The 15027-nt window shown below is 63.2% G+C and carries 18 protein-coding genes; 10 read left to right on the forward strand and 8 right to left on the reverse strand.

What is annotated here, in order from left to right; genetic code table 11:
- Position 1: 1 nt before the first annotated feature.
- Entirely contained in the window at positions 2-1042 is a 1041-nt protein-coding gene (gene xylF, locus ASE36_RS02875; RefSeq protein ID WP_062275423.1) for a D-xylose ABC transporter substrate-binding protein, read from the reverse strand.
- A gap of 236 nt (positions 1043-1278) precedes the next feature.
- Between xylF and ASE36_RS02880 the strand changes: the two genes are divergently transcribed.
- The 3 genes from ASE36_RS02880 to ASE36_RS02890 all read left to right on the forward strand — a co-directional run bounded on the left by ASE36_RS02880 (position 1279) and on the right by ASE36_RS02890 (position 3272).
- Positions 1279-2502, forward strand: a complete 1224-nt coding sequence (locus ASE36_RS02880) for an ROK family transcriptional regulator (protein ID WP_062277912.1) — start codon at positions 1279-1281, stop codon at positions 2500-2502.
- Between the two features lie 162 nt (positions 2503-2664).
- The gene (locus tag ASE36_RS02885) at positions 2665-2946 is read left to right on the forward strand and encodes a hypothetical protein (protein WP_062275425.1); all 282 of its coding nucleotides are present in this window, start codon (positions 2665-2667) and stop codon (positions 2944-2946) included.
- Positions 2943-3272, forward strand: coding sequence for a hypothetical protein (locus ASE36_RS02890; RefSeq protein WP_062275427.1), 330 nt, complete (start codon positions 2943-2945; stop codon positions 3270-3272). The genes ASE36_RS02885 and ASE36_RS02890 overlap by 4 nt, the downstream gene beginning before the upstream one ends.
- Before the next feature lie 48 nt (positions 3273-3320).
- Here ASE36_RS02890 and ASE36_RS02895 read toward each other — a convergent pair whose 3' ends face one another.
- Positions 3321-4088, reverse strand: coding sequence for an SDR family oxidoreductase (locus ASE36_RS02895; RefSeq protein ID WP_062275429.1), 768 nt, complete (start codon positions 4086-4088; stop codon positions 3321-3323).
- A gap of 156 nt (positions 4089-4244) precedes the next feature.
- Between ASE36_RS02895 and ASE36_RS02900 the strand changes: the two genes are divergently transcribed.
- From ASE36_RS02900 to tam, 3 genes are read left to right on the forward strand one after another with little or no spacing between them, the layout of a single operon-like run.
- A complete protein-coding gene (locus ASE36_RS02900; protein ID WP_062275431.1) occupies positions 4245-4628 on the forward strand; it encodes a winged helix-turn-helix transcriptional regulator in 384 nt (127 codons plus the stop codon).
- A gap of 45 nt (positions 4629-4673) precedes the next feature.
- Positions 4674-5366, forward strand: coding sequence for a haloacid dehalogenase type II (locus tag ASE36_RS02905; protein ID WP_062275433.1), 693 nt, complete (start codon positions 4674-4676; stop codon positions 5364-5366).
- The gene (tam, locus tag ASE36_RS02910) at positions 5363-6142 is read left to right on the forward strand and encodes a trans-aconitate 2-methyltransferase (protein WP_062275435.1); all 780 of its coding nucleotides are present in this window, start codon (positions 5363-5365) and stop codon (positions 6140-6142) included. The genes ASE36_RS02905 and tam overlap by 4 nt, the downstream gene beginning before the upstream one ends.
- Before the next feature lie 58 nt (positions 6143-6200).
- Here tam and ASE36_RS02915 read toward each other — a convergent pair whose 3' ends face one another.
- Together ASE36_RS02915 and ASE36_RS02920 are read right to left on the reverse strand one after the other, a co-directional pair.
- Positions 6201-6806 (reverse strand): YceI family protein, encoded by a 606-nt coding sequence (locus tag ASE36_RS02915; protein WP_062275437.1) that lies wholly within the window; start codon positions 6804-6806, stop codon positions 6201-6203.
- 10 nt (positions 6807-6816) lie between these two features.
- Positions 6817-7527, reverse strand: a complete 711-nt coding sequence (locus ASE36_RS02920; protein WP_062275439.1) for a hemerythrin domain-containing protein — start codon at positions 7525-7527, stop codon at positions 6817-6819.
- A gap of 166 nt (positions 7528-7693) precedes the next feature.
- Here ASE36_RS02920 and ASE36_RS02925 point away from each other — a divergent pair, with 166 nt between their 5' ends.
- Positions 7694-8176, forward strand: a complete 483-nt coding sequence (locus ASE36_RS02925) for a hypothetical protein (protein ID WP_062275441.1) — start codon at positions 7694-7696, stop codon at positions 8174-8176.
- Positions 8173-9507, forward strand: a complete 1335-nt coding sequence (locus tag ASE36_RS02930) for a GAF domain-containing protein (protein WP_062275442.1) — start codon at positions 8173-8175, stop codon at positions 9505-9507. Before ASE36_RS02925 ends, ASE36_RS02930 begins: the two co-directional genes overlap by 4 nt.
- A gap of 47 nt (positions 9508-9554) precedes the next feature.
- Here the strand turns inward: ASE36_RS02930 and ASE36_RS02935 are convergent, their stop codons facing one another.
- On the reverse strand, positions 9555-10637 hold the full coding sequence (locus ASE36_RS02935; protein WP_082510770.1) for a magnesium transporter CorA family protein: 1083 nt from the start codon (positions 10635-10637) through the stop codon (positions 9555-9557).
- A gap of 403 nt (positions 10638-11040) precedes the next feature.
- On the opposite strand from ASE36_RS02935, the gene ASE36_RS02940 reads away from it, so the two are divergent.
- Positions 11041-11250 carry a hypothetical protein gene (locus tag ASE36_RS02940; RefSeq protein ID WP_062277918.1) on the forward strand — a complete coding sequence of 70 codons (210 nt, stop codon included), beginning with the start codon at positions 11041-11043 and terminating at the stop codon, positions 11248-11250.
- Positions 11251-11317: 67 nt separating this feature from the next.
- On the opposite strand, the gene ASE36_RS02945 is transcribed toward ASE36_RS02940, so the two are convergent.
- A complete protein-coding gene (locus ASE36_RS02945) occupies positions 11318-12505 on the reverse strand; it encodes a TCR/Tet family MFS transporter (RefSeq protein WP_062275444.1) in 1188 nt (395 codons plus the stop codon).
- 464 nt (positions 12506-12969) lie between these two features.
- Here ASE36_RS02945 and ASE36_RS02950 point away from each other — a divergent pair, with 464 nt between their 5' ends.
- Positions 12970-13218 (forward strand): DUF982 domain-containing protein, encoded by a 249-nt coding sequence (locus tag ASE36_RS02950; protein ID WP_062275446.1) that lies wholly within the window; start codon positions 12970-12972, stop codon positions 13216-13218.
- Positions 13219-13320: 102 nt separating this feature from the next.
- Here the strand turns inward: ASE36_RS02950 and ASE36_RS22500 are convergent, their stop codons facing one another.
- On the reverse strand, positions 13321-14388 hold the full coding sequence (locus ASE36_RS22500; RefSeq protein ID WP_062275449.1) for a hypothetical protein: 1068 nt from the start codon (positions 14386-14388) through the stop codon (positions 13321-13323).
- A gap of 142 nt (positions 14389-14530) precedes the next feature.
- Positions 14531-14971 (reverse strand): YqaA family protein, encoded by a 441-nt coding sequence (locus tag ASE36_RS02960; RefSeq protein ID WP_062277921.1) that lies wholly within the window; start codon positions 14969-14971, stop codon positions 14531-14533.
- Between the last annotated feature and the right edge of the window lie 56 nt (positions 14972-15027).

Genomic DNA, 15027 nt, shown 5'->3' on the forward strand with positions numbered 1-15027 from the left:
ATCAGTTGCAGGCAGCAACCGAACCAGCGGCAACGCCCTGGCATGCTTCTTCCTTGGAGATCCAGCCAGCGTCGATGACGGTGTTCAGGTTTTCCTTGGTGATCGGCAGCGGAGCGATGAAGTAGGAGTTCATTTCGACGCCCTTCGGGCCGCCGGAGAACTTCACGGTGCCTTCGATTTCGTCCATCGACTTGCCAGCGGCCAGTTCGTTGGCGATTTCGCCGGCCTTCTTGCCGAGTTCGCGGCTGTCCTTCCAGACAGACACGGTCTGGGTGCCGAGAGCCACGCGGTTCAGAGCAGCCTTGTCGCCGTCCTGGCCGGAGACCGGAACGGAACCGGCGAGACCCTGGGCTTCGAGCGCTGCCACAACACCGCCGGCCATGCCGTCGTTGGACGATACGACGGCATCGACCTTGTTGTTGTTGGCGGTCAGGAACTGCTCCATGTTCTTCTGGGCAGCTTCCGGCTTCCAGCCGTCCGTGTAGGCTTCACCGACGTTCTTGATCTTGCCGCCGTCGATGGCTTCCTTCAGCACTTCCATCTGACCGGAGTAGAGGAAGTCGGAGTTCGGGTCGGTCGAGGCGCCCTTGATGAAGACGTAGTTGCCTTCCGGCTTCACCTTGAACACTTCGCGAGCCTGCATGCGGCCCACTTCCTTGTTGTCGAAGGTGATGTAGTAGGCATCCGGGTTCTCGATCAGACGGTCGTAACCGACGACCGGGATACCTTCAGCGGTGGCCTTTTCGATGGCCGGGCCGATGGCTTCCGAATCCTGGGCCAGAACGATCAGGGCGTTTGCGCCCTGGGCGATCAGGCTTTCGATGTCGGTGAGCTGCTTGGCGGCAGACGTCTGGGCGTCGGCCGAGATGTACTTGTTGCCAGCGGCTTCAAGGGCTGCCTTGATCGCGGCTTCGTCGGTCTTCCAACGCTCTTCCTGGAAGTTCGACCAGGAGACGCCGACCGTCAGGCCTTCGGCGCTGGCGACGGAATGCAGGCTCACGATGACGGCAGTCGCTGCCATCAGCTTATAAACGGATTTCATTTTTAAACCTCCCGAGGTGATAGCGGACCGACGGAAGACCTCCCCACCGAACGACCCGCTGAAAAACTGCCCTTACCCCATGGACCCCCGTCCAATGGTTTTTCTCGACAGTCGAGAAAATAACTGGCAGAAGATTCTCACGCTGTCAACACGGGCCGGAGGAGGCTTGCCAACACAGTGACCAAATGCTTTGGGAGGAGCATGCGGTGGACCAGACGAAATCGGGCGCAGTGCCCATGAAAGACGGCCAAAGGGCGAGCCCGAGGGCCAGCACCGAAGCTGTGCGTCAGCAAAACAGCGGCCTTGTGCTGCAGGTGCTGAGGCGCGAAGGCCCGCTTGCCCATACCGATCTTTCGAGTGCTACCGGCCTGTCCTCGGCGACCGTCTCGGCAATCACTGCCGAGCTTGAGAAGCAGACCCTGATCGAGCGTCGAGAACTGCCGACGGCTGGCCATCGCGGTCGGCCCCGGGTGCTGTTTGCCAGGCGTCGGGCAGCCGCTCACGTGATTGCGGTGCGCATCTCTTCCCATGCCGTACAGTATTCTCTCGCCGACTATCGCGGCACGATGATCGACCGATTCGAGGAAGCGCGCGACCAGGGGACACAGTCTCCCGCCGCCTTTCTCGCCGCCTTCCGGGCCGCCCTCGACCGTCTGGTCAACCGATCGCGGCTCGCAATCTCCGATATCGCCAGCATCTCGATCAGCAGCAAGGGATTGGCCGACCGCGAGGGGGCAAAACTCCTGTGGTCGCCGATCTTCGGCTATGAGGCGCTCGATTTCGAACAGGCGCTTTCGGATTTTGGCACGGCCCGAATCCACCTCTTCAACGAGAGCCTGCTTGTTACCCATGCCCTGGTGCTCAGGCTGGAAAAATCGCGCCAGCAGCCGGTGCAGTCGCTCGCCACGCTGTCGCTCGGCCATTCGATCGGGCTTGGGGTGGCGCTGCGCGACCCGCAGGGGCATCTGGACGTTCGGGCACCGAACTTCGGCCATATGCTGCATTCCGACGACGGCAAGCGTTGTCGCTGCGGCGCCTATGGCTGTATCGAGGCCTCGGCCGGTTTTTACGGAATCCTGCGAACCGCCTTCGAAGTGCCGCCGGACACAATCCCCGCAAGCTTCGTGCCGCTGTCTGAGATGGAGAAGATTGCGACCCGCGCCCGCCAGGGCCACCGCGCCTCCGAATATGCCTTTCGCCAGGCCGGGCTGGCGCTTGGCCAGGGACTGTCGCGCATGCTGAGCCTGGCCGAGGAGACGATGCCGATCGCCATCACCGGGCCCGGCACGCGCTTCATGGACCTGTTGACCCGGGGGCTCGACGAGGGACTGGCGCAGTCGCAGCATGTGCGGGTGCGCGGCGCCCCCGACATCCTGATCATCACGGAAGAGGAAACGCTGGTGTTCGAGGGCCATGTGGACCGGTCGCTGAGCGAGATCGACATGGTGCTGGGGGGATAGTGACCTGACTGGCAGTTTCGCATCCATGCGGCTCTGAAGGAGAGATCGAATACGAAGGGATAGGGACCCCACCGCCCTCTTGATCCTCGACAGGCCCAGCGTTATCCCGATGTTCCATCCTCTGCGTCGCCCGACGCATCCTTCGCCCTTCAGGAGCCAGCTTTGATCCTGCTTTACATCTACATGGCCGTTGTCGCGGCCCTTCACCTCATTGCCGGTGCCATGGAATATCAGGGCCTGAAGCAGCAAGTTTCCGGCGCGAACGGGTTCATCTGGACCATGGTGACGCTGCTCATGACCACCGTGCTGTTCGTCACCAGCATTGTCACTTGGATCGTCTGGGACGGGTGGACAGCCTTGAAGATGCTTTTCCTGGGTGGGTTGTGGCTGGCGTTGTCCGGGGTTGCCTCGCTGGCGCTGATGATGGCCGGGGGGCGCAAGTGAACTTCATCCTGGCCCTTGTTCGGCTTGTGCTGATCGCGCTGGGGCTGGCGCTCGTCATCGGCTGGCTGAAGAACGAGGAGGCAGATCTGGCGCTGACCCTGCCCTGGACGCTTTATCCGGTGAGCGGCGGACTGGTCACCGCGCGTGCCATCTTCGACTGGGAGGGATCGCATGCGCCACGGGACCTGGTAATCGGGGCGGCGCGGATCGGCGGTTTCTTCGCCATCGTGTGCATTGCGCGCTACGGCTTCCCGCATTCGATCACGGCCGTTGCCGTGGCTTTCGTCGCAACGGCCATGTTGGCGGTCTACCGAAGCGAGGCCTAGGGGTGATGGGGACAAGTGCCCCATCCTTCTGCCGTGCCTTCCTGTTTTCTACTTCCCCTCACGCGCCTTGCGGGCGAATTCGTTGATCGCCGCAAAGGTCTGGTCGAAGCGGTTTTCGGCTTCGGCGTCGCGCTGGAAACGGACGCGCTGGACGAGGATTTCGGCTGGCGTCGGGTCCTTTGCGAACAAGGTCATCAACTCCTCGATGAAATCCTCAAGCGGCAGATAGCCCTCGCGGTTCGACTGGCCAGGAGTGAGTTCGGTCTGGACGGCCGGCGGGGCGAGTTCGATGACCTCGACCTTGCCCGAAAGCGCATCGCGCAGGCTTTGCGTATAGCTGTGGATCGCGGCCTTGGTGGCGGAATAGGTGGGGGTAGCGACCAGCGGCACGAAGGCCAGGCCCGAGGAGACGTTGACGATGGCCGCGTTCGGTTGCGCCTGAAGATGCTCGATCAGGGCATTGGTGAGGCGGATCGGCCCCAGCAGGTTGGTGGTGATCGTCGCTTCGGCGTCGGTCAGATCGCGGGCACGGTCGAGCGGTTCGAAGCGCATGATGCCGGCATTGTTGATGAGAACGTTGATGTCGGGGAAGCGGCTGACGAGTGTTTCGGCAAAGGCGGTGATGGCGGCCGGATCCTCGATGTCGAGGACGAGCGCGTGCATATTGGCCCGCTCGCCGATGGTCGCTTCAAGGCTTTCAAGCCGACGGCCGGCGATGACGACGGTATTGCCGAGGTCGTGGAAACGGTGGGCGAGTGCGGCGCCGATGCCCGAGCCGCCGCCGGTGATGAGGATGGTGTTGCCTGTCATCTGCATGGGGGAAATCCTCTTTGCTGTTGTGCATCCCTCCAATAGACCCCATACTCTCCAATACGAAGTAGGCACCGAAAAGATTTATACATACCCGAAGGAGAGTGTCTGGTGACAAAGGGATCAGCGCGGGAAAACAGAGCCGAACATGCGGCAGGAGCGATGTCTGAGAGCGTCGATCCGGCGGTGGAAGCGCTGGTGCAGGACATCATCGGCAAGGTGGCGGACCGCTGGACCATGCTGATCCTGGAGGCGCTGGAGGAGCATGGTACGCTGCGCTTCACCCAGATCGGGCGGATCGTTTCCGGCATCAGCCAGAAGATGCTGACCCAGACGGTGCGGCGGATGGAGGAGGACGGGCTGGTGAAGCGCACCGTGCATCCGGTCATCCCGCCGCATGTCGATTATACGCTGACCCCGATCGGACACAGCCTGTCGGAAGCCTTTTGCGGGGTGTGGATCTGGGCGGAAAAATACCGGGACGAGATCGAGACGGCACGGCGGGCCTTTGCCGAGGCGAATAGCGGCAAAAGACGTCTGGCTTGATTGCAGGTTTGGTGCGCCCTACCCTCGGTTATAGAGGAGATCGCCATGACTGCTGCCGCTGATCGAGACGCCCGCCACGGGGCAGGTTATGCCGCCTATGTCTTCGACGCCTATGGCACGCTGTTCGACGTGCATTCCGCCGTTCGGCGTCATCAGCAGGCGCTCGGACCCGACCACCAAGCCTTTTCCGATCTCTGGCGCGCCAAACAGCTGGAATATACCTGGGTCAGGAGCCTTGCCGGGCGCTACCGCGATTTTGCCGCGCTGACGGAAGAGGCGCTCGATGTCTGCTTTGCGCGGTTTCCGAAGATCGATCGGAGCGTCAAGGGCGATCTTCTCGATGCCTATCGGCGGCTGGATTGTTTTGCCGAAGTGCCGGCCGTGCTTTCGACGCTCAGGCAGCAAGGGGCGCGCATCGCGATCCTGTCGAACGGGACGCCGGCCATGCTCGACGAGGCGATGGCTGCGGCCGGCATCGGCGCGCTGATCGACGCGGTGTTTTCCGTCGATGTGCTGGCGATCTACAAGACGGCACCGGCGGCCTATGCCCTTGCGACGCAATCGCTGGGGCTTGAGGCCCGGGACATTGCCTTTCAATCCTCCAATCGATGGGATATTGCCGGGGCTAAAGCCTTTGGCTTCACCTGTCACTGGATCAATCGCGCAGGCGCGCCTGACGAATATCCGGAGCTTGCGCCGGACGGCGTGTTTTCAACGCTTCAAGGGCTTTTGGCATGACGCAGCTTGCATGGTCGGCACAGCAATATCTCAAGTTCGAGGACGAGCGGACGCGGCCGGCGCGGGATCTGCTCGCCCGTGTGCCGCTGGACCAGGCGACCTGCGTCATCGATCTCGGCTGCGGGCCGGGCAATTCGACGGAGTTGCTGGTGGAGCGCTTCGGGGCAAAGGCGGTGCGCGGGCTCGACAGTGACGACGACATGCTGGCGAAGGCGCGGGCACGGTTGCCGGAGATCCCCTTCATCAAGGCGGATCTTGCGACGTGGCGCCCGGAAGCGCCGGTCGATCTTCTCTATGCCAATGCGGTGTTTCAGTGGCTTCCCGATCATCTCGATCTCCTGGCGACACTGATGGAGCATCTGTCGCCCGGCGGCGTGCTCGCGGTCCAGATGCCGGATAATCTGGGCGAACCGAGCCATCTGGCGATGGAGCAGACGGGTGCGGAGGGCCCCTGGGCGCCGGCCTTTGCCGGCGGGCGCATCCGTCGGGCACGCCTGCCCGCCCCGGCCAACTATCTGCAGAGGCTGCAAGGGCTCTCATCGCGCGTCGATGTCTGGCACACGATCTACTATCACCCGATGGCGGATGCGAAGGCGATCGTCGACTGGGTCGAGGGCACGGGGCTTCGGCCCTATCTGGCGGCGGTTGCGCCCGACGCGCGGGAGGCCTTTCGCGACGCCTATCTCAAACGCATCGACGCCGCCTATCCGCCGATGGCGGACGGACGGCGGCTGCTGGCGTTTCCACGGTTGTTCGTGGTGGCGGTCAAGGGATAAGACACACTCCTGCAGGATGGATCGTAAACCCTGCAGGAAGTGTTGGCTGGGCGCCGGATCAAGGCTTCGGCGGCACGAATTCTGCCTCGATCAGAATGTCCACATCTTCCCCCAGTGCAGGGACAGAAAATCCAAGTCCCCAATCCGTCCGGTGAACCACGCCGGTGGCGGAAAAGCCGAGGCGGGGCTGCTTGTCCATCGGGTGTTCGGCGACCGAGCCATTGAAATGGACGTCGAGGCTTGCCGGGTGGGTTTCGCCCCGGAAGGTCAGGTCACCGGTGACGGTCGCCTGTCCCTCTCCCGTTACGGTTATCGAGCGGGTTTCGAAGGCAATCGGCTTCGCCGCGAGGAAATCTGCGCCGCTACCGATCTTGCTGTCGAAATCCTCGACGTCCGGGAACGGAAAGTCAGTCTTCACGGACATTGGATCGATGCTGACCTTCAGCACCGAACTCTCCGGCTCCTCGGCGTTCCAGGCAAGCCGCGCCTCGATCCCGGTGAAGCGGGCGGTATAGTGGGAGAGGCCAAAATGGCTGATCTTCCACGTGAGGCTGGTATGGGCAGGATCCGTGACATAGACCCCGGTCGGCGCAGTTGCGTCCTGGGCGGCCAGAACAGTTGGCACCGGGGCGAGGAGAAAAAAAGCAAGAGCGAGCCTATTCATGGGTTTCTCCTTAGGCGGCGAGTTTCAGCCGGCCGGCGAGATCGCCGAAGGCTTTTGGGTTAAGGGACGGGCGCACGGCAAATTCGATCACGGCATCGAAGATTTCCGGCGGCGCGCCCTTCTGCATGGCGCCGAGCATCAGCGCCCGCTCGAGCGGGTTCATCGCCGGGATCATGATGCGCATGAAGGCCATATTCTTTTCCGGCGAGAGCGAGGAGACGATCCTCAGTTCGATCGCCGAGAGCTCGTCGTCGGTGAAGCGGTTCCACAAAGCGGGTGCCGTTACCGTTTCTTCCTCGTGCATATGAGCGAGATCCTCGGCCAGATAGGCGGCGAATGCCAGGTAAAGCCTGCGGCCGGTGGCGCGACGATGCATCGGCCATGCGGTTTCGAGCCCACGGGCGAGCGCTTCCAACTGGCCAAAGGCCTCGCGGTGATCGTCGTGCTGGTGATCGACGGTGTCGGTCGCCACGCCGCGAGCGGCAAGCGGGCCGTGGATATGCTCGTCTTCATGGCTGACATGGGAGGCAGCCAGCATCAGATAGGTGCGCAGCAGTGCGAGGACTTCCTCGGTATCGTCGGCCTGATCGAAGTCGGTAGCGCCGAGGCGAACCAAAAGCTCGGCCCCCGCCTTGCGCAGGCCCTTGTGAACGGCACCGTAGAGATCGTAGCGACCGTTCAGGTCCGGTATTGCGGTGATGGAAGTATGCGTATGCGTCATGATAAATGCCCCTCTCGTTGGCCGCCGAACACTTGCCCGGCGCGAATGGCAGCGGGATAAACCAGGCCTGAACGAGGGGCTTCCTAAATCCATCCTAAGCAAAAGGCGTGATTGCTAAGACTATCCTAAGATCATATCCTGCGCTGGTTTTGAGGGAGACGCGGTCTTGCTTGCATCCGAGGTGGCGCAATTGATCGAGGGTCAGGTGATGATCCTGGTGGCAACGCGGGATGAGAGCCATCGGCCAATGATCGGACGCGGATCCGGCGCACGACACGACCGTGCAACGGGCCTTGTCCATGTGTTGGTGTCGCAGAGCCAGTGGCCACGGACGGTGGCTGAGGCAAGGCACGGGCGAGCGATCGCCACCACCTTCGTGCAGCCGGACACCTACCGCTCCTGCCAGATCAAGGGGATCATCACCGAGAGCGGCCCTGCCGACGAGGCGGCATCTGCCTGGGGTCGGCATTACGTGCAGGAGCAGCTCTCGCTGATGAACCGGCTCGGCGTCACGCGGCTGCAATTGTCGAGCACCCTCAGCGACCGCGATCTCGTGCACATATCCTTCCGGCCGACGGATATCTTTGACCAGACGCCGGGTCCTGGTGCCGGCCGCAGACTGGAGCCAATGGCCGAGGGCGGCGCATGATCGCGCTCACATCGCTTAGGGACAGCTTTGAAGGGGTGATCCCATCCGTCATCGCGACGACAGATGCCGAGGGCACGCCGAACATCTCCTATCTGAGCCATGTGCATATCGTCGGTGACCGCCATGTGGCACTGTCCAACCAGTTCTTTTCCAAGACGACGACCAATGTCGCGGCCAACGGACTTGCGACCGTCATGGTGGTCGACGGGATGACGGGCGCCCAACACATCCTCGACCTGGAATTCGAGCGCTCGGAGACTGAGGGCCCGCTCTTTGACCGTCTCGCCGCCCATCTCGCCATTCTCGAACACGGCATGGCGGGCATCATGCGACTGAAGGCTGCCGACATCTACCGGGTCAAGGACTGCCGCGAGGTGCCGACGCCCTACCCGCTCGAAGCAGCACCCATCATCGAACGACCCGACCTCATCGAGCCGACGGCGCGGCTTTCGCGGATACTGGCTGCAGCCAGCGACACGGAGAGCCTGCTCGACAGCACGCTCGACGGACTTGCCCGGATGTTCAGCATTCGCCATGCCATGGTGCTGGTGCCCGACGACAGCGGCCGGCGGATGATCACGATTGCCAGTTCCGGCTATGACAGTTTCGGCTTCGGTGCGGAAGTCGACTTCGGCGACGGCGTGATCGGGATCGCGGCAGCGACCCGGCAGATCGTGCGGATTACCGATCTCAGTCGCGGGCGGCGCTATGTCGACGCCGTGCGCTCGATGGCCGGTCTCGAGGGCGTGGCCAGCATACCGCTGCCGGCGCTTGACCGGCCCTTCAGCCAGATTGCGCTGCCGATGGTGGTGCATGGGCGGCTGGTGGGACTTCTCTTTGCAGAATCCGAAGAACGCTTCGCCTTTCGCCATCGAGACGAGCAGGCACTGGATCTGATCGCCACGCAGCTGGCCCAGGCGCTGCTACTGGCCGAACAGGAGCGCGAACGGCCGGAGCAAAGGGAAACAAGGCCCGCCACCGTGCCCGTTGGCAGGCCTGTTGCGACCCACTTCCAGCTGCGCTTCTATCCGCGGGACGGGTCACTCTTTCTCGACGATGATTACCTGATCCGCGGCGTCCCGGGCAGGCTGCTGAAGCATCTGGTGGAAGAATATCTGAAGACCGGCAAACGGGAATTCCTGAACCGCGAAATCCGCCGCGAGGGCAGCCTGATGCTGCCTGACATCAAGGACAATCTGGAGACACGACTGATCCTTTTGCGCCGCCGGCTTTCCGAAAAAGGCGGGCCGATCCGGCTGAGCAGCACCGAGCGCGGGCGGCTCAGGCTGGAGGTAGAGGGACAGGCAGACCTCGTCATCGTCGAGGCCTGACGGTGAAGCGCCGCCCGAACCGCGGCGGCGCTTTTGTCTAACCGCGGTTACAGCCAGCCGCGCCGGCGGAAATAGAGGAAGGGCAGGAGCGCCGAGAGCACCATGAAGGCGAGTGCCATCGGGTAGCCGATTTCCCAGCTGAGTTCGGGCATGGACTGAAAGTTCATGCCGTAGATCGAGGCGACCAGCGTTGGCGGCAGAAAGGCGACCGAGGCGACGGTGAAGATCTTGATGATCTGGTTCTGCTCCAGATTGATCAGGCCGAGCGTCGCATCGAGCAGGAAGTTGATCTTGCCCTGCAGGAACTGCGCGTGGTCGCCGAGCGAGGTCGCATCGCGCTGCAGGAGCTTGATGCGCTGACGGGTATCCTTGGCGGCCTTGCGGCCGGGCACTTCGAGCGCGGCATGATAGGCAACGAGGCGGGAGATCGAGACGAGGCTTTCGCGTGTCGCGGTCAACAGATCGCCCTTGCGGCCGATCTGCTCGATCAGGCCTTCGAGGTCACGCGATGACTTTTGCTTGTCAGCCTGTTTTTCCGCCGGTTTGCCATTGGCCTTGCGGGTGCGAAATACTTCGCGGGAGACGCCGTCGATCTCGTTGCCGCAGCGCTCCAGCACATCTGCCATGCGGTCGATGATGGCTTCGAGCAGGCCGAGCATGACCGTTTCGCCGGTCGAGCAGACGAGGCCGTTGCCACGTTTTGCCCGGGCGAGGAAAGCGGCAAAGGGTTTGGGATCGGCATACCGCACGGTGACCAGCGTGTCGCCCTTCAGGATGAAGGTGACCGGGGTCTTGACCGGGTCATCGCCATCGAGACCGGCCAGCGCCGTCATGGTCATGAATTCGGCACCGTCTTCCTGGTAGAGCCGGGCGGAAAGCTCGATCTCCTCCATCTCGTCACGGGTCGGGACGGCGATGGCAAGGCTCGCCTCGACCTTTCTCGTCTCGCCATATTCCGGATTGACGAGGTCGAACCAGACGGGGGCCTTGGCCTTGACGGCCGGGGCGTCGACAGTGAGCACATCCGACGGCACGTCGCTGGCGACGACTGAGGATTCGACAGGGGCCTCGACGGGCGCCGGATCGAAGGGCACGAGGTGATCGGCTTCGCGGGAAAACGAGCGCAGCATGGGCATCTCCTTCGGCGACCGATCAGGCCGCCGCCGCCCTTGCATTCGCCAAGGACTAGAGACGGGCCATCGGCCGGATATGTGACGTCGAACTTCGACTGTCGGGGTTCATCTTTCTGTCCTCTTGTCTGGCGGGTTTTGGGGCCACGCCTCACGCTGATAGATGTGCCTCATCGGCGGAAAAGTCAAGCGGCTGCAGAGGCTTGCCGCGGCTGCGAAGACGGCCGGGCTGGTGTGATCCGAAGGCTTTCGGGAGGTCGGTCGCAATCGCATTTCCAAACAGGTCAAGCAGGGTTGCAGCCCCGCCCTTGTCACCTTGCGCCGAAACATGGCAGAGACCGGCATCATCGTCTTACTCCCGGCTTGCCCGGCAATATTCCGGAGAAATCTTGTGATCAAGATCATGGTCCTTTTGCATGCGGCGCAAGGCCGGGACTGGCAGGCGCCGCCCAAGGGCACCAGCCTGAAGACGCTGTACGAGGCCGAGGTACAGGGTTTCGTCGAGATCCGTGGCGAATTCCAGAAGCGGCAGTTCCGGCTGACCAAGCTCGGTTCCGACACGGTGGAGCGCGACCGGCGCCGGCTGGAGGCGCGACGGCAGACGGGGGACTGAGGCGGGACGGAAAAGCCCCTTCGGCGCCGGGACAGTGACGCCGAAGGAAGCGCGTCGGGTCACACGTTCACATCTGCTCCTGCGGCTTATTGAACCGCAGACGCAGGATCAGGAGCGCGCCGAGGCCGTAGAGCATGGCAACTGAGAGCCAGATGGCGCCGGGCCAGATCGGTCTTGCCAGCAGATAGAGGTTGGAGAAACCGAGCGGGGCAAGGACCGAGGCGAGGCTGACAGTCGATTGCAGCAGGCCCTGGAACTTGCCTTGACCTGCCTCGCTCACCTGGCGGGTGGCAAGCGACTGCAGCGCCGGCACGCCTATTCCGCCGAGGGCCAGAATGGGCATAGAAGCAAATACGACCCAGCCCTCCGATGCGACGGCGAAAAGGCCAAGGGCCGCACAGGCGCTTGCGATGCCGGCAAGGATCGCCGGTCGTTCGCCGAGGCGCTGTGTTGCGGGGCCGGGAAGAAAGGCCTGGGCGAGCGTCTGGCAGGTGCCGTATGCCCCGAGGGATAGGCCGATCCATAGACCGTTCCAGTGAAAGACATCATTGCCCCACAGCGCCCAGCAGGTGCCATAGGCTTCGCCGAGACCGCTGAACAGAAAGAAGATCAGCACCAGTGGCAGCACATCTTTCATGGCGAAGAGCCAGCGGAAGGGACGGAGCGGGTTGAGGGCGCCAGGATCGATGGCCTGGTGGCCTGGCTTGCGGGTCTCCGGCAGGACAAAGAGGCACAGCAGGAGGTTGGCGCCCGTCAGGACGGCTGCGGCCAGGAAGGGAAGCCTGACCCAGTGATCGCCGAGCAGTCCGCCGAGCACGGGGCCGATGATGAAGCCGATGCCGAACATGGCGTTCATCAGGCCGAAGCGCCGGGCGCGCTCGTCCTGCGCGGTCAGGTCGGTGATGTAAGCGGCGGCCACGGAGGTGTTGGCGCTGGTGAGACCCGCCAGAGCCCGGCCAAGAAAGAGCAGCCACAGGCTGGGTGCAAAGGCCAGGAACAGATAGTTGAGCATGGAACCGGCGAGCGAGATCAGCAGCACCGGGCGACGGCCGAGGCTATCGCTGAGCGCGCCCAGAACGGGTGCGAAGAGGAACTGCATAGCGGCATAAAGCGCCATCATGAGGCCGATATAGGGGGTGACGTCGCCGACATGGGTCACGTCTCTCAGCAGCGAAGGCAGGATCGGGAAGATCAGTCCGATGCCGAGGGCATCGAGCACGACAGTCATCAGGATAAGAATAAAAGGTCTGGTCATAGCGTTGGCTCCGGACGTCAGACGGCCACGCGCAGGCGTGCGGTCAGAACGTCGTTCAGGCCCGAGATGTCTCGGGACAGGTTTCAGGGAGTCGCTGATCGAACCACGGATCGTGGTTCGACGTGTGCTTGACCGCATGGACGTGTATTCGTCCACCTGCTTACTCGCGCCATGATCATATCACTGGCGGATCAAGGTAAGCGGTCGCTTTTCGCGATGGGATTTATCTAGATTGAGAGGGGTCGTTTCGTCAAGCGCGTGGCGGGAACGGCGTTTCTCCTGCGGATGGCGGCTTTGCAGGAGTGGCGGGGCGGCCTGCAAGGCCGTATAGAGGGGCGAACCCGGCGCAGGTGCCGGTGGTGGCCAGACATGGCCCGCCGCACGCCTGCCGGTCCGACGCCCGCTGTTTCGGGTGTCGATGCCCCTGCCCTGCCGGATGCCGGCAAAGACGAGAGAGACGACCGATGCGCGCCACCTGGAGCAAACCCGTGATCCTGCATGCGATCGGCGAAGACGGCGAGGACGTCGTGGTCGAGAATTCGCTCGGGGCATCCTGGGCGCTGATCGAGGACTGGCCGGAAGAGGATGGCGAGGCGCTGGACAAGGCGCTCTTGGTGCTGGGCGCCGTTGCCCAGGGCAAGGCCAAGGAAGAAGACGGCCGCAAGGCGCTGATCGCGGCTGCGCTGGAAGCAGGCGTGAAGATCACCGCCTGACGGCGGTGGTGCTTCTCATGATCTGTAGCCTCAAGCCGCCCACGGGGCGTCGAGGACCGGGGCCGGACCCGATGCTCGCGGCTGGCTTTTCCCGCCCGAAGTTTACGGGGTCAGGGTGGTCTCGGTGGGCTGCTCCGGCGGCAGAAGGGCGGCCTCGTTAGTGGTGTCGCCCGTTGTGCCATCGGTCGTGCCATCGGGCGGCAAGGTCGGGTCGATGACCACGTCGGTGCTCGTGTCCGTGGCGCCATCCGTGCCCGGATCGGTGCCGGTGTCGGTTCCGACATCGGTTCCCGGATCAGTCACTGTGCCGGGGTCGGTAACCGTATCGGGGTCCGTTCCCGGGTCGACCGGGTCGACGGTCGGATCGAAGGGAGTGACGGCGGCGAGTTCTTCGCGGATCTGGTCGATCTTGCCGACCGCCGGACCGACACCGAGCAGGTCCTTGGCCCAGGCAAGCGTTGCATCGTCGATCACGGTTCCGGGCTTAGCGGCGGCCTGCAAGGCAGCGCGCAGGGCCTCGTCGTCGAGCGCGACGTCCGTCGGCACGGTATCGACGCCGCCGGCCAGTTCAGAGGCGGCATAGGCCATGGCGTAATCGCGGATGGCAGCCATGCGCGGATCGGTCGAGTTCATATAGGCGTGGTAGTTGCGGTTCAGCGAGTTGAGGCCGGCGAGGTCGGACTTGGCGGGGCCAAGCTCGGGTTTCACTTGCGGAACGGAGGCGAGCGTGGTCACGGCTTCGACCGGCTCCTCGACGAGCGGGGCGGATGCCGGGCGCTTGCCGCGCGTTTGGGAGAGCTGGGTCTTGGTCGTCGTCTTTTGGCTTTTGGCCGCCTTCTGGCTCTTGCCTGTCAGCGTATCCAGGGCTTCGGTCAGGATATTGCTCTTGCGGCTCGTGCCCTGGCTGCTGCCGGATTGACCGCGGTCGGTGCTCTTGGCTTCACGGGTTTCGGATCCGCGATCCTTGCTACCGCCATTGCCCCCACCATTGCCTCCGCCATTGCCGCCACCGTTGCCGCCGCCATTTCCACCACCATTGCCACCACCATTGCCGCCCTTGGCGAATGCGGCGGGAACAGCAATGCCGCCATCACCGGCGAAGGGCACGACAGGTGCCGTCGACAGGGCAACAGTAAGCGTGGCCAGAATGGCGAGACGCTGCGTCTTCATGGTGTTCCTCCGGGCGTATCAGATGGGCACGGGTGTCAAGCCGTCGTTAGGGGAACTGTCGCAGGCAGGCGTGAGCATCGCGTCAAGAGATCCATTCGAATTTTAGCAGATTCTTTGATTGCGTCATGGAGGCAGCTGCGGCTCAGCCGATGACCCGCAGCGTGACGGCGGCGAGAAGTGCATAGCGGCCGAACTTAGCGAGCGTCACCAGCACCAGGAAAGGCAAAAACGGGGCGCGCAGCACACCGGCGACGAGCGTGATGGGATCGCCGATCACGGGCATCCAAGATAAAAGCAGTGACCACAGGCCGAAGCGACGATACCAGCCGGAAGCCTTGTCGAGCGAGGCCGGCGAAACAGGGAACCAGCTTTTTCTGCGAAAGCGTTCGATGAAACGGCCGAGGATATAGTTGACGAGGGAGCCTGCCACATTGCCGATCGTCGCCACCAAGAGAAGCGCGAAAAGCGGATGGCGCTTGGTGGCGATCAGACCAACAAGCAGCGCCTCAGACTGCGCCGGCACAAGCGTCGCGGCGAGGAAGGCTGCGGAAAACAGGCCGAGATAGCTGGCGAGATCGATCAACACGCAGGCTCTCTAGCCTGCGCGGTGGGCGGTGGCAATGTCGCGAGCGGGCAAAC

Origin of the sequence: Rhizobium sp. Root274, from assembly GCF_001429245.1 — a bacterium.
Lineage (GTDB): Bacteria > Pseudomonadota > Alphaproteobacteria > Rhizobiales > Rhizobiaceae > Allorhizobium.